Raw genomic sequence first — 20,147 nt, 5'->3', positions numbered from 1 at the left:
ATGTCCCAGACCGAGTTCAAAGCCGCGCTGGCCGACATCGCCCAGGCGGTCGAGGTCAAGATCAACGCCCTCCTGCCGACCACCGATCTGCCTGAAGCGCGGGTGTTCGACGCCATGCGCTATGGCTGCCTGAACGGCGGCAAGCGGCTGCGCCCCTTCCTGGTGATGCAATCGGCGGCCCTGTTCGGCGTCAACGCAGATTGCGCCATCCGCGTCGCCGCTGCCGTCGAGATGGTCCACAGCTATTCCCTGGTCCATGACGACCTGCCGGCGATGGACGATGGCGAGCTGCGGCGCGGCCGCCCTACCTGCCACCGCCAGTTCGACGAGGCGACCGCCATCCTGGCCGGCGACGGGCTGCTGACCTTCGCCTTCGAAGTGCTGGCGGACCCGGCGACGCACGAGGATCCCAACATCCGCTGCCAACTGGTGACGGCGCTGGCCAAGGCGTCCGGCGGCCACGGCATGGTCGGCGGCCAGATGCTGGACCTGATCGCGGAACACGAGACCTTCGACCTCGGCACCACCACCCGGCTGCAGCGCATGAAGACGGGCGAGATGATCGCCTATTCCTGCGAGGCCGGCGGCATCCTGGGCAAGGCCAACCCGCCGCAGCGCACGGCGCTGCGCGCCTACGCCCACGATCTCGGCCTCGCCTTCCAGATCGTCGACGACCTGCTGGACGTGGAAGGCACGGCGGAGGAGACCGGCAAGACGGTGGGCCGCGACGCCCAGGCCGGCAAGGCGACCTTCGTGTCGATCCTCGGCCGCGACCGTGCCCGTGCCCAGGCGGAAATGCTCGCCAATCAGGCGTCGCAGCACTTGGACATTTTCGATGGGCGTGCCGATATGTTGAAGGCGGTCGCCGACTTCGTCGTCGCGCGCCGCGCCTGACCAGAGCTTTGAGGACCATCACGACGTGACCTCCACCAAGACTCCGCTGCTCGACCTTTGTCCGACGCCAGCCAAGCTGCGGGCCCTCAAGCCCGAGCAGCTCCGCCAGTTCGCAGACGAGTTGCGCACCGAGACGGTGGATGCCGTCTCGGTGACCGGGGGCCATCTCGGTGCCGGGCTCGGGGTGGTGGAACTGACGGTCGCGCTCCATTACGTGTTCGACACGCCCCATGACCGGCTGATCTGGGACGTCGGGCACCAGTGCTATCCGCACAAGATCCTGACCGGGCGGCGCGACCGCATCCGCACGCTCCGCATGGGTGGGGGCCTCAGCGGCTTCACCAAGCGGTCGGAAAGCGAGTACGATCCGTTCGGCGCCGGCCACAGCTCCACCTCCATCTCGGCCGGGCTCGGCATGGCGGTCGCCAGCAAGATCAAGGGGGAGCGGCGCAACGTCATCGCCGTGATCGGCGACGGCTCGATGAGTGCCGGCATGGCGTACGAGGCGATGAACAACGCGGCGTCAACCAAGTCGCGGCTGATCGTCATCCTCAACGACAACGACATGTCCATCGCCCCGCCAGTCGGTGCAATGAGCGCCTATCTGTCGCGGCTGATCTCCTCCAAGCCGTACCTTTCGCTGCGCCACCTGGCGAAGGAGATCGCCGACCAGTTGCCGCGCCCGTTGCGCAACGCGGCCCGCCGGGCGGAGGAGTATGCCCGCGGCATGGTCACCGGCGGCACCCTGTTCGAGGAACTGGGCTTCTACTACATCGGTCCGATCGACGGCCACAATTTGGACCATCTGCTGCCGGTGCTGCAGAATGTCCGCGACGCCGACGACGACAAGCCGGTGCTGATCCATGTCGTCACCAAGAAGGGCAAGGGCTATGCCCCGGCAGAGGCGTCGGCCGACAAGCTGCACGCCGTCGCCAAGTTCGACGTTGTGACCGGCACCCAGTCCAAGCCGAAGTCGAACGCCCCGACCTACACCCGCGTCTTTGCCCAGAGCCTGATCGCCGAGGCGGCAGCCGACCCGACCATCGTCGGCATCACTGCCGCCATGCCCTCGGGCACCGGTCTGGACCTCTTCGGCGAGCGCTTTCCCGACCGCTGCTTCGATGTCGGCATCGCCGAACAGCATGCGGTGACCTTTGCCGCCGGCATGGCGACGGAGGGCTACAAGCCCTTCTGCGCCATTTATTCCACCTTCCTGCAGCGCGCCTACGATCAGGTCATCCATGACGTGGTGCTGCAGCATCTGCCCGTGCGCTTCGCGCTCGACCGTGCCGGTCTGGTGGGGGCGGACGGGGCGACCCATGCCGGGTCCTTCGACACCGCCTATCTCGGCTGCCTGCCCGATATCGTGTTGATGGCGGCGGCGGACGAACTGGACCTGATGCACATGGTGGCGACCCAGGCGGCCATCGACGACCGCGCCTCGGCCCTGCGCTACCCGCGCGGCGAGGGTGTCGGGCTGGAACTGCCCGACCGCGGCAGCATCCTGCCGATCGGCAAGGGCCGCATCCTGCAGGAAGGCACCAAGATCGCCATCCTCAGCTACGGCACCCGGCTGGGCGAGGGCCGTCGCGCCGCGGCGGAACTGGCGGCACGCGGCCTGCCGACCACGTTGGCCGACGCCCGCTTCGCCAAGCCGCTGGACGAGGATCTGGTCCGCCGCCTTGCGCTGGAGCATGAGGTTCTGATCACCATCGAGGAGGGGTCGGTCGGCGGTTTCGGCAGCTTCGTTCTGCAGTTCCTGGCAACGTCTGGCCTGCTTGACGGCGGCTTGAAGATCCGCCCGATGGTTCTGCCCGACCTCTATCTCGACCATGATGCGCCGGCCAAACAGTATGAGACGGCCGGCCTGACTGCCCAGCACATCGTCCGCACTGCGCTTCAGGCACTCGGCATCGAGAGCGCCGCGGCTCGGGCCTGACCGCCGTCCAAGATCGCCGAACCACCCGGAACCATCCGAATGTCGTAATGCCATTTGTCTAGGAAGGTTTCGGGTTGTTGGACTGGTGCCGAGCGCGAGCGACGCCTTACACTTCCCAGGCTGGAATGGTAGCTCCTCTGTAGCGGTGGATGCGCCGGCAGCACGCGGGGCGGCTACGGGGTCAGGGGCGATGGCGCACATCATGGCGGTCACGGCGTACCGGAACGCGGAGTTCGGGACGGATCACGGCGCGGCGCGGGCGGCGGAAGGCAGCGGCTCATGCATCGACGATCCTGCGCTGTTGCGATGCCTGCTCGATCAGATGCCGACGCCCACCGCGCTGCTGGAGGGGGCGGACGACTGCTGCAGCTTCGCCAACGCCGCCTTCCGCGCGCTGGGCGTGGTTGCGGGCTCCAGCTTGACCAACAGCTTTCCCGCCCTGTCACCGGTGTTGCTGGTGGAAGCGCGCAACAGCGGTCGACCGCAGCGCAACCGGGCGGCGAGCGACCGCGCACCGGACGGTGAGCGGTTCTGGGATTTGCGCGTCACTCCGATGCTGGGTCTCAATGGCGTCGTCCGTGCCCTGATCGTCACGGCAGATGAGACGCCGGAGTCGGTTGCGGAGCATGAGCGGCGTCTGCGCGATGTCAGCCACCGGCTGAAGAACACGCTGCAGCTCGTCTCCAGCCTGCTGACCCTGCAGACGCTGTCCAGCAAGGATCCCGAAGTGCGCCGTGCCCTGCAAAGCGCCGGCAGCCGGGTCGGCACCGTTACCCAAGCCCACCAGCATACCCACGGCGCCTTGCGCGCCGGCACCGTCGACTTGGCGCCGCATCTGCGGGAACTCTGTCAGGAATTGGAGGCGACGCTTCCCGGCGCCCACCGTATCCATGTCGCTGCGGAGGCGACGGAACTGCCGGTCGACTCGATCATTCCCTTCAGCCTGATCGTGAGCGAACTGGTCGGCAACGCCGCCCGCCACGCATTTCCGGCCGGGTCGCCGGGCACCGTCGATGTGCGGCTTGGCCGCATTGGCGGCGATACCGTCCGTCTGGAGATCTCCGACCGCGGCACCGGGCTGCCGGCCGGGCTGGACATCACCCGTGCCGCCACGTTGGGGCTGAAGGTGGTCCGTGCATTCGTCGGCCAGTTGCGCGGCACGCTGGCCGCGGACAGCAGCCCCTACGGTACCCGTGTGATCGTCGACTTCCCCGCCGCCTGACGAATCCGGTCCCCGGGGGCTTGCCCTTCCGACCGTTCCGCGTCAGGAATGCGCCGGCAAGGGCATGAGCGAAGGGCTGACGGCATGGCACGGATAAGGGCGGATGTGGCGCTGGTGGAGCGCGGGCTGGCGGAAAGCCGGGCCAAGGCGCAGGCGCTGATCCTGGCCGGGCTGGTCTATTCCGACACCAAGCGCATCGACAAGGCCGGCGACCTGATCGCAGCGGAGGCTCCGCTGGCCGTCAAGGGGCAGGACCATCCCTGGGTGTCGCGGGGTGGGCTGAAGCTGGTGAAGGGGCTGGATGTCTTCGCCATCGACCCCACCGGTCTGACCGCGGTCGATGTCGGCACCTCCACCGGCGGATTCACCGACGTGTTGCTGACCCGCGGCGCCGCCAAGGTCTATGCCGTCGATGTCGGTCATGGCCAGTTGGCCTGGAAGCTGCGCAATGACGCGCGCGTGGTGGTGCTGGAGAAGACCAACGCCCGTCACCTGACCGGCGCCGAGATCCCGGACCCGATCGACCTTGCCGTGTGCGACGCCAGCTTCATCGGGTTGGAGGTCGTGCTGCCGGCGGCACTCGATCTGGTGGTGCCGGGTGGCAGGCTGGTCGCCCTGATCAAGCCGCAGTTCGAGGTCGGCAAGGGCCGCGTCGGCAAGGGCGGCGTGGTGCGCGAACCGGAGTTGCATCGGGAGGTGTGCGATCGCATCCGCGTCTGGCTGGACACGCGTCCGGGCTGGCGGGTGCTGGACATCACCGAAAGTCCGATCACCGGGCCGGAGGGCAACAAGGAGTTCCTGATCGGGGCGGTGAAGGACCGAGCCTGACCGGGATGGTAGAACCATAAACCCTTGCGAAGACGCCCATAAGCCAGCACTTGCCGGGCTCTGCGCGGCCCAGGTCGCTACGGTGATGGCGCTGGCCCTGCCGAAGCCTGGCGTATGACGCAATGAAGCCGGCTATCCAGGGCGTCGCATCCTGATTTTCGTGCTCGTAGCCCCATATAGTCCGGGAAACTCTGTCTGTGGCAAAGCCACAGGCACGAAACAGCTCTGACAAAAATCGTATAAGGACAGAATTCCATGGTGGAAAAGACGCAACCCTCTCTCCAGCGCCCGATTTCCATTTTCAGGGAATTCATGAAAAGCGAAGCGTCAGGCGGCATTCTTCTGATGATCGCTGCGGCGCTCGCCTTGATCGTTGCGAATTCACCCCTGTCCGGCGTCTATTTCGGCACGCTGCACAGCTATGTGCTGGGACTCAGCATCGGCCATTGGGTCAATGACGGCCTGATGGCGATCTTCTTCCTCCTGGTTGGACTGGAGATCAAGCGGGAGATGCTGGACGGCCAGCTCTCCTCATGGTCCCGCCGGATTTTGCCGGGTGTGGCGGCGGCCGGCGGCATGATGGTGCCCGCCCTCATCTATGTGGCTTTCAACAGCGGCGATCCGGAAGCGATCCGCGGCTGGGCCATTCCGGCGGCGACGGACATCGCCTTCGCCCTGGGCGTCCTGTCGCTTCTCGGGCCGCGCGTGCCGACCTCCCTCAAGGTTTTTTTGACGGCCCTGGCCATCATCGACGATCTCGGTGCCGTCATCATCATCGCCCTGTTCTATACCGCCGACCTGTCGATGCCGGCGCTGGGTGCGGCGGCGCTCATCCTGGCAGCCCTGATCGCCTTGAACCGCTTCGGCGTCCAGACGCTCTGGCCCTACCTCATTCTCGGCCTGGGCCTGTGGGGTGCGGTTCTCCTGTCGGGCGTCCACGCGACGCTGGCGGGTGTCACTCTCGCACTGACAATTCCGCTTCGCCCCGCGCCGGGCAAGCCGGACGACATGCATTCCCCGCTGCACCGATTGGAGCATGGCATCCACGGATGGGTGGCCTACCTGATCGTGCCTGTCTTCGGCTTCGCGAATGCCGGTGTGTCCTTCGCCGGCATGGATTCGTCGATCCTGACCGGCTCTCTCCCGCTGGGAATTGCGATGGGGCTGTTCGTGGGCAAGATGGTGGGAGTGTTCGGAACCGCCTGGCTCACCGTTCGCCTGGGATTCGCCGACATGCCGGCCGGTGCGAACACGGCGCAGCTTTTCGGTGTCTCCCTGCTATGCGGCATCGGTTTCACCATGAGCCTGTTCATCGGAGCCCTGGCTTTCCCTGCTTCGCCCGAACTCGGCGATGCGGTCAAGGTCGGCGTTTTCGCGGGTTCGCTGCTGTCCGCGACCACCGGTGCCCTGCTTCTGCGCCTCGTGTCCCGGAAGGCCGTCGGTCCGGCTCCTCGGTATGCGAAAGCCGATCGGAACGCGGCGTAAACCCGGTGGTCAACGAAGCTGACCGCCTGTATCCGCACCGACTGGCACGGCGGGATGAGACGAACTCATTGGCCGCGCTGTATCAGCAATTGGCGGAACCACCGAGTCATCCGTTGGGTCGATTATGACTCAAAGCTGAAGGGGCGCCGCGGTCAGCCGCGGCGCCCGTCAGCGTCAATCGAAGCTGAAGCCCTGATCCTTCATGTAGATGTTCTTTACCTTGCACCAGTCGACGCTGAACTTTTCCGATTCATAGCCGACCCAGTCCACCTTGAACGGAACGACGCAATTTCCTTCGTCGCTGCCCCAGTCCATTTCGGCGGATTCACCCGGCTTAAGCTTGAAGTTGATCCAGTTCTTGCTCCATGCCCCGCCTTCGAAGGTTCGGAAGCCGTTGATGACGTATTCCGACGACTTGTTGTGAAGGTTGAACTTGTAGGTGTCCGCGGCCTGGGCGGAAACAGACGCCCCGGCCAGCGCGGCGAAAACTGCGAGAAAAGCGAATCTGCGCACAGTCGACCTCGTCAGGAATAGGCCCGCCAAACACTGGCGGTAATCCGCATGATGACGAGACAACAATTCCCATGGAAGAGGGGATATGACGTTCGAGCTCAAGCGCAGCCCTGTCGCCAGTTGCCCTCCCGGCCGCTCCTCTTATGATTGGCGGCAACGACCGCATGGACGGTCTTGCAAGACGAAGGGTCTGGGACATGAATGACGCAACGGCGGGCTGGATCGACCTCCAGGCCGCGGACGGCCACCGGTTTCGCGCCTATCGGGCACCGGCCAAGGGCGAGGAAATCGGGCGCCTTATCGTGGCGCCGGAGATCTTCGGCATCAACCACCATATCCGCAGCGTGTGCGACGGCTTCGCCCAACAGGGCTTCACCGCCGTGGCGCCCGATCTGTTCGACCGTACCGAGCGCGGGGTGGAACTGGCCTACGACGATGCCGGCATCCAGCGGGGCATCGCGTTGAAGGGAGCGGTGCCGACCGCGGACGCCTTGCAGGACGTGGCGGCGGCGCTGGCCCATCTGGGCGGTGACGGGGCTGCGGCCATCGTCGGCTATTGCTGGGGCGGCAGCATCGCCTGGGCGTCGGCGGCGGTCCTGCCGGTGCGCGCTGCAATCGGCTATTACGGCGGCGAGATCGGCAAGACGCTGGACAGCGCGCCACGGGTGCCGACCCTGCTGCATTTCGGCGAGCAGGACCACGCCATCCCGCTGACGGTGGCGGAGGGGGTGCGGTCGCGTTATCCATGGCTGCCGGTGCATGTCTATCCGGCCGGCCATGGCTTCAACTGCGACGAGCGGGGGAGCTTCCATCCGGAAAGCGCGGTGCTGGCGCTTCGCCGGACCGTGGGGCTTCTGCGCGCGGTGTTCTGACCGAGCCGGTTCCGGCCTGCGGGTCCTTCCGCCGCCAGAGCCGAACCGGCCAGCGGCGGAAGGCCAGCAGCCCGATGCAGATCAGCGCATAGACCAGCGGCGCCGTCTGCCAGCCCTTCACCAGCATGAGGAAGTGCAGGCAGCCGGCCAGCCCGGCGACGAACACGCACCGGTGCAGGGCGCGCCAGCTTTTGCCGCCCAGCCGCTTGACCATGCCGTCGGTGGAGGTCGCGGCCAGCGCCGTCAGGATCAGGAAGGCGCCCATTCCGACCGTGATGTAGGGACGCTTGACGATATCCTTCCAGATTGCCGGCCAGTCGAAAAACTGGTCCAGCCCGACGTAGGTCGACAGGTGGACGGCGGCGTAGAAGAAGGCGAACAGCCCCAGCATCCGCCGGAAGCGCGCCAGCCCCGCCACCCCCGTCAGCATGCGCAGCGGCGTCAGCGCCAGGGCGATCAGCAGGAAGCGCAAGGCCCACAAGCCGCTGGCCTTGACGCTCTCCAGCACCGGCTCCGCCCCCAACTCGCCGGTGTAGGCGAGCCACATGGTCCAGACCAGCGGGACGAGGCAGAGGGTGAAGACGGCGGGCTTGGCCCAACGCGACGCGAGCGCAGCGTTGGCGCCGGCGCGCAGATCGACGCCGGCGGTGGCTGTGGGGGTGGCCATGGTCAGTAATTCGCCTTCAGGTCCATCCCGGCATAGAGCGACGCGACCTCTTCGGCATAGCCGTTGAAGGGCAGGGTCTTGCGGCGGGAGAATTCGCCGACGCGCCGCTCGGTCGCCTGGCTCCAGCGCGGATGATCGACCTCGGGGTTGACGTTGGAATAGAAGCCGTATTCGCGCGGCTGCGACTTGTTCCAGGCGGTCGGCGGCTGGTCCTTGACCAGGGTGATCTTGACGATCGATTTGATCGACTTGAAGCCGTACTTCCACGGGACCACCAGACGGATCGGCGCGCCGTTCTGATTGGGCAGAACCTCGCCATACATGCCGACGGCGAGCAGGCTCAGCGGGTGCATCGCCTCGTCCAGCCGCAGCCCTTCGGTGTATGGCCAATCGAGCACCCAGGAGCGGAGGCCCGGCATCTGCTTGGGATCGTTCAGGGTCTGGAAGGCGACATATCTGGCGTTGCCGGTCGGCTCCACCCGCTTCAACAGTTCGGCCAGCGGGAAGCCGACCCAGGGGATCACCATCGACCAGCCTTCGACGCAACGCAGGCGGTAGATGCGTTCCTCGATCGGGAATTTCAGCAGATCCTCGATGCCGATGGTCATCGGCTTGGCGACTTCGCCGCCGACGGCGATTTCCCAGGGGCGGGTCTTCAGCGTGCCGGCATTCTCGGCCGGATCGCCCTTGCCAGTGCCGAACTCATAGAAATTGTTGTAGGTGGTTGCCGACTTCATCGGCGTCGTCGGGTCGAACTTCGGATCGGCCGGCTTGATGGTGGTCGGCGCCTGGAACGAGGCGGCGAAGGCGTTGCCGCTCCACACCGGCAGGCTGCCCAGAGCCATCGCGGCGGCACCGCCGGCCATCAGGCTGCGCCGGGTCAGAAACAGGTCCCGCGGCGTCACCTCGTCCTCGCGGACCTGCGAGGCGGTGGGGAATTTGAACAGCATCGACCTCTCCCGAACGGACCATTCCTGCCAGTAACCATAGGTCTACGGCAGGCCGTCGGCAAATCACGCTCTCTACACGATTGCGTGAACTGCCGTCGGCGGGGGGGCAGCGGCGACCGAGCGGGATCACGATGGCGGGACCGCCGAGCCCGCCGCTGCGTGCAACCCGCCTTACCGGGAAGGGCAGAATATCCGCCGCCGGTCGGGGCGGTCCGAGCGCCGGCAGTCCGGCAAAGGAATGGGCCAGGACTGTGCCGCTGTTGCAGGCACGGATCCAGGAAAGCATGCAGTACATCGATGCCTGCATGGAAATCGTCCAGAGAATCATGATCAGGCCTTGGGCTGTGACGACTGTCGAATTGGTCTCGCCCTGCGGGAGATGGCTTTATGCCGCATGATCCCGCCATGGTTCGGATCTGTAACGAGGCCGGTCACTGAATCGTTCCAGTTCTTGTACGATGGTAGAGCAGGGCATTTTTGGACGGACGAGTTGGTGGTCGGTAGACCTTGTGTCAGCGAACAACGTGTCGTTGACTTGATCGGCCGTTGTTCCGTTTTTTGGTGAAAAACGCGTGATCAATGTCATCACGCTGAATAATCTCCAATATCCATCCTAAGTCATAGGCATGGCCAATAAGCCAGAAGTCATGACGCCTACCAAAGGCTAAATTGACCTGAATCGCCTTTACTTCATCGTGCGGGGGTGTAGGACTGCGCGGTCACTCGCCGGTTCAGGCTCGGGTGCGCGCAGACGGGTTGCGGGTACTCGATTTGCTGGACGAGACGGGTTGAATTTATTGGACCATGCATCCGGGATGATGCCGGGGCGGTCCATTGCTGTGGCGGAATGCGGTCCATGGTGGGCCGGCGCGTGGGCAAGGGGAACGGCATGACGGCGATGGTGGAAACGGCGGACGCGTTGGATCCGAAGGTTCTGCTCATGGCCTTGCGGCAGCTGCGCAAGGGCGATTTCTCCGTACGGCTGCCGCTCGACCTGACGGGTATGGACGGCGAGATCGCCGCCGCCTTCAACGATGTTGTGGACCTGAACCAGAACCTGACCAGGGAGGTCAGCCGGCTCAGCGTCGCCATCGGCAAGGAAGGCCGCATCAGCCAGCGCGCCAAGCTGAACAATGCGTCCGGCGGGTGGGAAACCTGCATCGACAGCATCAACGCGCTGGTCGGCGACATGATCCAGCCGACGACGGAGATCGCGCGCGTGATCGGTGCCGTCGCCAAAGGCGACCTGTCCAAGACCATGGCGCTCGAGATCGAGGGACGGCCGCTCCAGGGCGAGTTCCTGCGCACCGCCCGCAACGTCAACACCATGGTGGACCAGCTCGTCACCGTCACCACCGAGCTGACGCGCGTTGCGCGCGAAGTCGGCATCGAGGGCAAGCTGGGGGGACAGGCACAGGTGAAGGGCGTCGCCGGCACCTGGAAGGACCTGACGGAGAACGTCAACGTGATGGCCGTCAACCTGACCGGCCAGGTGCGCAACATCGCGGAGGTGACGACGGCGGTCGCCAAGGGCGATTTGTCCAAGAAGATCACCGTCGACGTGAAGGGCGAGATCCTGGAACTGAAATCCACCATCAACACGATGGTGGACCAGTTGAACAGCTTCGCCTCGGAGGTGACGCGCGTGGCGCGGGAGGTGGGCTCCGAAGGCAAGCTGGGCGGTCAGGCCAAGGTCGAGGGTGTCGGCGGCACCTGGAAGGATCTGACCGACAACGTGAACATGATGGCGGCCAACCTGACCGGACAGGTCCGCAACATCGCCGAAGTGACGACGGCGGTCGCGAAGGGCGACCTGTCGAAGAAGATCACCGTCGACGTGAAGGGCGAGATTCTCGAACTCAAATCCACCATCAACACGATGGTGGACCAGCTGAACAGCTTCGCCTCGGAAGTGACGCGCGTCGCCAGAGAGGTGGGCTCCGAAGGCAAGCTGGGCGGCCAAGCCCAGGTGAAGGGCGTCGGCGGCACCTGGAAGGACCTGACCGACAGCGTGAACATGATGGCGGCCAACCTGACGGGACAGGTGCGAAACATCGCCGACGTGACCACCGCCGTCGCGACGGGCGACCTGTCGAAGAAGATCACCGTCGATGTGAAGGGTGAGATCCTGGAGCTGAAATCCACCATCAACACCATGGTGGACCAGCTGAACAGCTTCGCTTCGGAAGTGACGCGCGTGGCGCGCGAAGTGGGTTCCGAAGGCAAGCTCGGCGGTCAGGCGAAGGTGGAGGGCGTCGGCGGCACCTGGAAGGATTTGACCGACAGCGTGAATTTGATGGCGGCCAACCTGACGGGGCAGGTGCGAAACATCGCCGACGTGACCACCGCGGTCGCGAATGGCGACCTGTCCAAGAAGATCACCGTGCCGGTGAAGGGCGAGATCCTTGAGCTGAAGAACACCATCAACACCATGGTGGACCAGCTGAACAGCTTCGCTTCGGAGGTGACGCGCGTGGCGCGCGAGGTGGGCTCCGAGGGCAAGCTCGGCGGTCAGGCGCAGGTGAGGGGCGTCGGCGGCACCTGGAAGGATCTGACCGACAGCGTGAACGCGATGGCGACCAACCTGACCGGTCAGGTCCGCAACATCGCGGAGGTGACGACGGCGGTCGCCAACGGCGATCTGTCGAAGAAGATCACCGTCGATGTGAAGGGCGAGATCCTGGAACTGAAGTCCACCATCAACACCATGGTGGACCAGCTGAACAGCTTCGCATCCGAGGTGACGCGCGTGGCGCGTGAGGTGGGGTCGGAAGGCAAGCTCGGCGGTCAGGCGCAGGTGAAGGGCGTCGGCGGCACCTGGAAGGATCTGACCGACAATGTGAACGCGATGGCGACCAATCTGACCGGTCAGGTCCGCAACATCGCGGAGGTGACGACGGCGGTCGCCAACGGCGATCTGTCGAAGAAGATCACCGTCGACGTGAAGGGCGAGATCCTGGAACTGAAATCCACCATCAACACCATGGTGGACCAGCTGAACAGCTTCGCCTCCGAAGTCGCCCGCGTGGCGCGCGAGGTGGGCATCGAGGGCAAGCTGGGCGGTCAGGCGCAGGTGAAGGGCGTTGCCGGTACCTGGAAGGATCTGACCGACAACGTGAACATGATGGCGGCGAACCTGACCGGGCAGGTGCGCAACATCGCCGAAGTCACCACCGCGGTCGCCAAGGGCGATTTGTCGAAGAAGATCACCGTCGACGTGAAGGGCGAAATCTTCGAGTTGAAATCCACCATCAACACGATGGTGGACCAGCTGAACAGCTTCGCTTCGGAAGTGACGCGCGTGGCGCGCGAGGTGGGTTCCGAAGGCAAGCTGGGCGGTCAGGCGAAGGTCGAGGGCGTCGGCGGCACCTGGAAGGATCTGACCGACAATGTGAACATGATGGCGGCCAACCTCACGGGTCAGGTGCGCGGCATCGCCAGCGTCGTCACCGCGGTCGCCGACGGCGACCTGAAGCGCAAGCTGGCGGTGGACGCCAAGGGCGAGATCGCGGCGCTGGCCAACACCATCAACGGCATGATCGACACGCTGGCGACCTTCGCCGATCAGGTCACCAACGTGGCGCGCGAGGTGGGCATCGAAGGCAAGCTGGGCGGTCAGGCCCGCGTGCCCGGCGCCGCCGGCCTGTGGAAGGACCTGACCGAAAACGTGAACCAGCTGGCCGCGAACCTGACCACCCAGGTGCGCGCCATCGCCGAGGTCGCGACCGCGGTGACCAAGGGCGACCTGACCCGCTCCATCACCGTGGAGGCGATGGGCGAGGTCGCGGCGCTGAAGGACAACATCAACGAGATGATCCGCAATCTTCGCGACACCACGCTGAAGAATGCGGAGCAGGATTGGCTCAAGACCAACCTCGCCAAATTCACCCGCATGCTGCAGGGTGAGCGCGATCTGGTCACCGTCTCCAACATGATCCTGTCGGAGATCGCGCCGCTGGTGAACGCGCAGCACGGCGTCTTCTATGTCGCCACCCGCGACCGCGACGAGCCGCTGCTGGAACTGGTCGCCTCCTACGCGCTGAAGGAACGCAAGAACCTGTCCAACCGCTTCCACCTGAAGGAAGGTCTGGTCGGGCAGTGCGCCTACGAGAAGAAGCGCATCCTGCTGACCAACGTGCCGCGCGATTACGTCTCCATCAGTTCCGGCCTGGGCGAGGCGCCGCCCTTGAACATCATCGTCCTGCCGGTGCTGTTCGAGGACGACGTCAAGGCGGTGATCGAGCTCGCCAGCTTCGGCCGCTTCAGCGAGACGCACCAGAGCTTCCTGGAGCAGCTGACCGAGAGCATCGGCATCGTGCTGAACACGATCGCCGCCACGATGCGTACCGAGGGGCTGCTGAAGCAGTCGCAGCGTCTGACCACCGAACTGCAGAGCCAGCAGGAGGAGCTGAAGACCACCAACGAGCGGCTGGAACAGCAGGCCGCCTCGCTGCGCAAGTCGGAAGAGCTGCTGAAGGCCCAGCAGGAAAAACTGACCACCACCAACGAGGCGCTGGAGGAGAAGGCCGAGCAGCTGGAGAAGCAGAACATCGAGGTCGAGCGCAAGAACCGCGAGGTCGTTCTTGCCAAGGCGGCGCTGGAGGAAAAGGCGGAACAGCTTTCCCTGACCTCCAAATACAAATCGCAGTTCCTGGCCAACATGAGCCACGAGCTGCGCACGCCGCTGAACAGCCTGCTGATCCTGTCGAAGCTGCTGGCCGACAACCCCGACACCAACCTGTCCGACCGTCAGGTGGAATTCGCCCGCACCATCCATTCCGCCGGCTCCGACCTGCTGGGCCTGATCAACGACATCCTCGACCTGTCGAAGATCGAATCCGGCACCGTCACGCTGGAAATCGGCGAGGTCGTGCTGGGCGACCTGCGCAACCATGTCGAGCGCACCTTCTCGCAACTGGCGCAGGAAAAGACGCTGGCCTTCACCATCGAGATGGACGAGGCGCTGCCGGCAAGCGTCCAGACCGACGAGAAGCGGTTGGCCCAGGTTCTGAACAACCTGCTGTCCAACGCCTTCAAGTTCACGGATGCAGGCGGCATCACCTTCCGCATCTCTCCGGCGACGGAGGGCTGGAGCGCCGCGCACCCGACGCTGAACACGGCGTCGTCGGTGCTGGCCTTCACCGTCATCGACACCGGTATCGGCATTCCCGAGGACAAGCAGCGCATCATCTTCGAGGCATTCCAGCAGGCCGACGGCACCACCAGCCGCAAATATGGCGGCACCGGCCTCGGCCTGTCGATCAGCCGCGAGATCGCCCGCCTGCTGGGCGGCGAGATCCGGGTGATCAGCAAGCCCGGTCAGGGCAGCGCCTTCACGCTCTACGTCCCGCGCAGCCACGACGCCGCAGAGGAGACCGCCATTCCGCCGGTCGCCGCGGTCAGCACGGTGCCGGCTCCCGCCGGTCTGCTGCCCAAGCGGTCGGAGGCGCTGATACGCCCTGTGGTGGCGTCCGGCCCGCAGGACGGGCTCGCCCTGCTCGACATGCCGGCCGGCGACGACCGCGACCGCCTGGGCCCCGGCGAGCCGGTGGTGCTGATCGTGGAGGACGACGCCACCTTCGCCTCGATCCTGCTCGATCTGGCGCGCGAAAAGGGCTTCCGCACCGTTCTGTCCAACGGCGGGGCGGCGGCGCTGCCGTTGGCGCGAAAATACCGGCCGGACGCCATTCTCCTCGACATCGGGTTGCCGGACATGGACGGCTGGGCGCTGCTTGACCTGCTGAAACGCGATCCGCAGACCCGCCACATCCCGGTCCATGTCATCTCCGCCAAGGACGAGCGGCGGCGCGGCCTGTCGATGGGCGCCTTCGACTATTCGGAAAAGCCGGTGGAACGCGAGGCGATCTTCGATGCCCTGAACCGGGTGAAGAGCTTCAAGGAACGCGATCACCGCAAGCTGCTGGTGGTGGAAAAGGACAACCCCCGGCCGGGTGCCGTCGCCACCTTGATCGGCAACGGCGATGTGGAAACCCACACCGTCACCTCGGTCGAAGCGGCGATGGCGGCGCTGTCGGCCGACCGCTTCGACTGCATGGTGCTGGACCTGTCCAGCCCGGCACTGCCCGGCCCCTCCGCCGCCGATTTCGAACTGGTGGAGTGGTTGCGCACCCGCGACACGCTCGCCTGGATGCCGGTTGTGGTCTATGTCGCCCCCGGCATCACGGCGGAGGACGAGGCGCGGCTGCGCCGGCTTGCCGAGACCGTGGTGCTGAAGAGCGCCCGGTCGCCCGCCGGCCTGCTCGACGAGACCGCGCTGTTCCTGCACCGCGCCGTCGACAAGCTGCCGGAGGACAAGCGGCGCAGCATCCTGGAGTTGCGCCGGAACGATCCCTCGTTGGCTGGCAAGCGGGTGCTGGTGATCGACGACGACATCCGCAACATCTTCTCGCTCGCCAGCGTGATGGAGGCCCACAGGATCGAGGTCCTGCATGCCGAAAGCGGCCGCGAGGGGATCGAGCGCCTGCGCGCCGACCCCGGTGTCGACGTGGTGCTGGTCGACATCATGATGCCGGAGATGGACGGCTACGAGACCATGCGCAAGATCCGCAGCCTCGACGAGTTCCGCAGCCTGCCGATGATCGCCGTCACCGCCAAGGCGATGAAGGGCGACCGCGACAAGTGCATCGAAGCCGGGGCGACCGACTATATCGCCAAGCCGGTGGACATCGACCATCTGCTGTCCCTGCTGCGGATCTGGACCGCCAAGGGCGGCAGGCCGCAGACGCGCGGCGGGGTTCCGGCATGACCCGGCGCAAGCTCCGCCCGGCGCGGGTCGCGCGGCGCAGGATGTTCGTGCCGCCGCCTGCCTTCCCTGTATCGGCGGTCCGCCAGACGCTTCTGCCGCCGGATGTGGCGCTGCCGGCACCCGCGCCGGTTCTGACTCCGGCACCGGCCGTCACGCCCGCACCGGCGGCCGGTGCCCCCGCGGGATGGGAAAGCATGACCACCGACTCTCCTCCGCAGCCCGACACGTCGGACGTGGCGATCCTGATCGTCGATGACGACCCGCGGAACCTGTTCGCCGTGCGTGAGACGCTGGAGGACATGGGGGCGCAGCTCGTCCTGGCGAGGTCGGGGGAAGAGGCGCTGAAGCACCTGCTGCGCCAGGATTTCGCGCTGATCCTGCTCGACGTCCACATGCCGGGAATGGACGGCTACGAGACGGCCGAACTGATCCGCCTGCGCGAGAAGTCGCGCCACATTCCCATCATCTTCCTGACCGCCATCAACAAGGACGAAACGCACATCTTTCGCGGCTATGCCAGCGGCGCCGTGGATTACATGTTCAAGCCGGTCGATCCGCACATCCTGAAATGCAAGGTGGCGGTCTTCGTCGACCTCTACCGCAAGACCGAGGCGGTGAAGCGCGAGGTCGAGGCCAAGCAACGCCTCCTGGACGAGAACGAGCGGGTGCGGCGCGAGATGCGGCAGGCCGAACAGGCGCTGCGCCGGTCGGAGGAGCGGCAGGCGCTGATCCTGGGGCAGCTGCCCATCGTGCTCTACACTGCCGATCTGACGTCGGGCATTCCCTTCCGCTACCTGTCCGACACGGTGCAGTCGGTGCTGGGCTGCCCGCCCGCCCGCTTCATCGAGGATCCCGGCAATTGGGAGGCGGGGATTCACCCTGACGATCGCAACCGCGTGCTGCGCCAGTTGGAGTCGGTTCACGACACCGGGCTGACGACGGTCGAATACCGCTGGCGCTGTCCCGACGGCAGCGAGCGCCATCTGCTGGACCAGGCGGTGGTGGTGTGCGACGAGGACGGCCGGCCGGCCGAGCTGTTCGGCACCATCCTGGACGTGACCGAGACGCGCCAGGCCCAGCGTCAGCTCGCCCACGCCCAGAAGATGGAGCTGGTGGGCCAGCTGACAGGCGGCATCGCCCATGACTTCAACAACATGCTGATGGTGGTGATCGGCAGCCTCGAACGGCTGGTCCCCGGCCTTGCCGACGATCCGAAGGCGGCGAAGCGGGCGGAGATGGCGCTGCAGGCGGCGCTGCGCTGTTCCGACATGACGCGGCGCCTGCTGACCTTCGCACGGCGCCAGCAGCTTCACCCGGAGCCGGTCGATCTCGGCGCGCTGGTCGCCGGCATGGGCGAGTTGATGGAGCGCACGCTGGGCGGCGGCGTCGCCATCGCCATCGAGGCGCCTTCGGCCGATGCGGGGCCGCTGTGGACCGCCTCGGTCGACCGGTCGCAGGCGGAATCGGCTCTGCTGAACCTCGTCATCAACGCGCGCGACGCCATGCCGGGCGGCGGCACCCTGCGCATCCGCACCGAGAACACCCGGTTCGAGGAAACCCAGTCCGCCCATGGCATGTCCGTCCCGGCGGGCGACTACATTCTCCTGTCGGTGTCCGACAGCGGATGCGGCATGGCGCAGGAGGTGCTGGAGCGCGCCTTCGAGCCCTTCTTCACCACCAAGGAGGCAGGGAAGGGCACCGGTCTCGGCCTTGCCATGATCCATGGCTTCGTCAAGCAGTCGGGCGGGCTGATCGGCATCGACAGCAGTCCGGGTGTCGGCACCACCTTCCGTCTCTACCTGCCGCGAGCCGCCGTCGACGTGATCAACGGCACGGCCTCGGACGAGGATGGCGCGGCCGAGGCATTCGCCGGCCGCGGCGAGACGGTGCTGGTGGTCGATGACGACGCCGACGTGCGTGCCGTTGCCGTCCAGGCCGTGGGTGGGCTGGGTTACCGCGTGCTGGAGGCCGATGGGGCGGAAGCGGCGCTGACCCTGCTGGATCGGCAGCCGGTCGATCTCCTGTTCACCGATATCGTGATGCCGGGCGGCTTGAACGGGCGCGAACTGGCCCGTGAGGGGCTGCGCCGCCACCCTGCGCTGCGGGTCCTGTTCGCCTCGGGCTATGCCAACGGAACCAGTGCGCCGGAGCACCAGGCCGGCGCCGCCCTTCCCGCGGACGACGGCACGGATCCCGGTGCCGTGCTTGGGGCCGTCTTGAGCCGGGCGGAGACACTGGCCAAGCCATATCGCGGTGGCGATCTCGCCCGCGCACTCCGCCGCGCGCTGGATCTGCAGTCCCCCCTCGCACCGGCGGAGGCCGTCCGGGGCTGACGAGTGGGGACGATGGCGGCGCCGTCCCACGCCGCCGGTTGTGCACATCAGGTCAGGTTCTGGTTCATGCTTTTGTCCGACGATGCGCTTTCCCTGCTTCGACGCTCGATCCGTTCGGTCTGGGCGCTCGAACTTCTGCTTCTGCTGCGCCGGGATCCCGGCCGCGACTGGTCGAACGCCGACCTCGTGCGGGAGTTGCGAGGCAGCGAACTGGTGGTGCAGGAGGCGCTTGGCGGCTTTCTCGGCGCCGGGCTGGTGGTGGCGCCGGCGGATGGTTGCCATCGCTACCATCCCGCCGCACCCATCCTCGACAAATGGGTCGAGGAGATCGCGCAGGCCTATGCCACCCGCCCCTCCGCCATCATCCGGGAGATCTTCGCCGCCCCCGGCAACAAGGTGCAGATCTTCGCCGATTCCTTCCGCTTCCGCCTCAACGACTGACGCCGGTGAATGACATGATCGCCGCTTTCCAATCCGACATCGTGGACCGATCCCCCTCTCCTTTAACCGGGAGAGCCGGGTGGGGGCGCTGACATGGACGTCGTGAAATCGGCGGTCTATCTGCTGTGCTTCGCCGCCAGCCTGATGTGCATGGTCCTGCTGCTGCGCAGCTACCTGCGGTCGCGCAGCCGGCTTCTGCTGTGGAGCACGCTCTGCTTCGTCGGGCTGGCGATCAACAACCTGCTGCTGTTCATCGACGTCGTCGTCCTGCCGACCCAGGTCGATCTGCTGCCGGTCCGCCAGGTCTCCGCCATGGCCGGCGTGGGCGTGCTGCTCTTCGGCTTCATCTGGGATGCCGAGTGATGCTGTCGACGAGCTACAGCTTCTTCACCGGGGCGCTCGCGGCCCTCTATGCGGTGGCCGGGCTGTTCTTCCTCAGCTTCTGGAAGCGCACGCGGGACGCGCTGTTCGTCTCCTTCGCGCTGGCCTTCGCCCTGCTGGCGCTGAACCAGACCGTGCTGGTGCTCGGCGGTCTGGAGCGGGAGGAGCAGAGCTGGGTCTATCTGCTGCGCCTGCTGGCCTTTCTGCTGATCATCGCCGCCATTGTTCGCAAGAACCTGGAAGGGCGGCGGCGTTGATCGCGGTTTACTTCCGGCCGTCGCCGAAGCGGCGGCAATCCCATTCGTCGGTCCCGGATTCGGCATGCCCGCCGTTGGAGGTGCGGTAGCGGGCATCGTCGCACTGGCCGTTGCCGGCATAGGGGCTGTAGCCGCCCCGGCCAGTGCGATAGCCGTTGCTATAGCCGTTCCCGTAATATCCGCTGTTGTCGTACCCGCCACGATGGCGTTGGTGCCGGTTGCGGCTGGAGTCATCATCGTCGTCATTGCCGGCGGTTGCGGCCAGCACGCCCAGCCCGACCACCGCCGCTCCGATCAGCAGGGCGCCCGCCATATCGTCGTTGCCGTTGCCGGCACAGCCGGGCAGGGCCAGCGAGGCAGCCAGGCAAGCGGCCATCACCGTCCTGCCGCCGAAAAACCTGTGCCGTGCCGCTGTATCCATCGCCGCCTCCGGGACCAAAGAGCTTCATTTACGCATGAACACATGAGTGGAGTTTTTCATCCGTTACCATTATGATTTCTGTTTAGAAATATTTAGACCGCAGCATTCCCGCTTTCCAGATGCATACGGGAGGCTTACGGCGGGACTTGGCCCGACCGGCGGGAAGCCCTATGGTTCG

Annotated in this window: 15 protein-coding genes; 11 read left to right on the top strand and 4 right to left on the bottom strand. The window is 65.9% G+C overall.

Translation table 11 applies throughout. From position 1 onward, the window contains the following. From A6A40_RS29465 to nhaA, 5 genes are all read left to right on the top strand, one after another. Complete coding sequence (locus A6A40_RS29465) at positions 1-894, top strand: polyprenyl synthetase family protein (protein ID WP_108549539.1); 894 nt, start codon at positions 1-3, stop codon at positions 892-894. A gap of 25 nt (positions 895-919) precedes the next feature. Then, positions 920-2,833 (top strand): 1-deoxy-D-xylulose-5-phosphate synthase, encoded by a 1,914-nt coding sequence (dxs, locus tag A6A40_RS29460; protein ID WP_108549362.1) that lies wholly within the window; start codon positions 920-922, stop codon positions 2,831-2,833. A gap of 190 nt (positions 2,834-3,023) precedes the next feature. Continuing rightward, entirely contained in the window at positions 3,024-4,055 is a 1,032-nt protein-coding gene (locus A6A40_RS29455; RefSeq protein WP_108549361.1) for a sensor histidine kinase, read from the top strand. 84 nt (positions 4,056-4,139) lie between these two features. After that, positions 4,140-4,883, top strand: coding sequence for a TlyA family RNA methyltransferase (locus A6A40_RS29450; RefSeq protein WP_108549360.1), 744 nt, complete (start codon positions 4,140-4,142; stop codon positions 4,881-4,883). A gap of 255 nt (positions 4,884-5,138) precedes the next feature. After that, on the top strand, positions 5,139-6,368 hold the full coding sequence (nhaA, locus tag A6A40_RS29445) for a Na+/H+ antiporter NhaA (protein WP_108549359.1): 1,230 nt from the start codon (positions 5,139-5,141) through the stop codon (positions 6,366-6,368). 174 nt (positions 6,369-6,542) lie between these two features. On the opposite strand, the gene A6A40_RS29440 is transcribed toward nhaA, so the two are convergent. Beyond that, positions 6,543-6,881, bottom strand: a complete 339-nt coding sequence (locus A6A40_RS29440) for a hypothetical protein (protein WP_108549358.1) — start codon at positions 6,879-6,881, stop codon at positions 6,543-6,545. A gap of 197 nt (positions 6,882-7,078) precedes the next feature. On the opposite strand from A6A40_RS29440, the gene A6A40_RS29435 reads away from it, so the two are divergent. After that, a complete protein-coding gene (locus A6A40_RS29435; protein WP_108549357.1) occupies positions 7,079-7,753 on the top strand; it encodes a dienelactone hydrolase family protein in 675 nt (224 codons plus the stop codon). Here the strand turns inward: A6A40_RS29435 and A6A40_RS29430 are convergent. Then, on the bottom strand, positions 7,665-8,420 hold the full coding sequence (locus A6A40_RS29430; RefSeq protein WP_108549356.1) for a protein-methionine-sulfoxide reductase heme-binding subunit MsrQ: 756 nt from the start codon (positions 8,418-8,420) through the stop codon (positions 7,665-7,667). The genes A6A40_RS29435 and A6A40_RS29430 overlap by 89 nt on opposite strands. A gap of 2 nt (positions 8,421-8,422) precedes the next feature. Beyond that, positions 8,423-9,370, bottom strand: coding sequence for a protein-methionine-sulfoxide reductase catalytic subunit MsrP (gene msrP, locus A6A40_RS29425; protein ID WP_108549355.1), 948 nt, complete (start codon positions 9,368-9,370; stop codon positions 8,423-8,425). Positions 9,371-10,268: 898 nt separating this feature from the next. Here msrP and A6A40_RS29415 point away from each other — a divergent pair. The 5 genes from A6A40_RS29415 to A6A40_RS29395 all read left to right on the top strand — a co-directional run bounded on the left by A6A40_RS29415 (position 10,269) and on the right by A6A40_RS29395 (position 19,548). Continuing rightward, positions 10,269-16,136 (top strand): HAMP domain-containing protein, encoded by a 5,868-nt coding sequence (locus A6A40_RS29415; protein WP_108549538.1) that lies wholly within the window; start codon positions 10,269-10,271, stop codon positions 16,134-16,136. Then, on the top strand, positions 16,133-18,469 hold the full coding sequence (locus tag A6A40_RS29410; RefSeq protein WP_108549353.1) for a response regulator: 2,337 nt from the start codon (positions 16,133-16,135) through the stop codon (positions 18,467-18,469). The genes A6A40_RS29415 and A6A40_RS29410 overlap by 4 nt, the downstream gene beginning before the upstream one ends. A 66-nt stretch (positions 18,470-18,535) precedes the next feature. Then, positions 18,536-18,910, top strand: coding sequence for a hypothetical protein (locus A6A40_RS29405; protein ID WP_108549537.1), 375 nt, complete (start codon positions 18,536-18,538; stop codon positions 18,908-18,910). Positions 18,911-19,003: 93 nt separating this feature from the next. Then, complete coding sequence (locus A6A40_RS29400) at positions 19,004-19,273, top strand: DUF5985 family protein (RefSeq protein ID WP_174718561.1); 270 nt, start codon at positions 19,004-19,006, stop codon at positions 19,271-19,273. Further along, entirely contained in the window at positions 19,273-19,548 is a 276-nt protein-coding gene (locus tag A6A40_RS29395) for a DUF5985 family protein (protein ID WP_108549352.1), read from the top strand. The genes A6A40_RS29400 and A6A40_RS29395 overlap by 1 nt, the downstream gene beginning before the upstream one ends. A 7-nt stretch (positions 19,549-19,555) precedes the next feature. Here the strand turns inward: A6A40_RS29395 and A6A40_RS29390 are convergent, their stop codons facing one another. After that, positions 19,556-19,924, bottom strand: coding sequence for a hypothetical protein (locus A6A40_RS29390; protein ID WP_236784141.1), 369 nt, complete (start codon positions 19,922-19,924; stop codon positions 19,556-19,558). Between the last annotated feature and the right edge of the window lie 223 nt (positions 19,925-20,147).

It is taken from the genome of Azospirillum humicireducens, from assembly GCF_001639105.2.
In the GTDB taxonomy this organism is placed as follows: Bacteria; Pseudomonadota; Alphaproteobacteria; order Azospirillales; family Azospirillaceae; genus Azospirillum; species Azospirillum humicireducens.
This window is presented reverse-complemented; position numbering and strand designations above follow the sequence as displayed.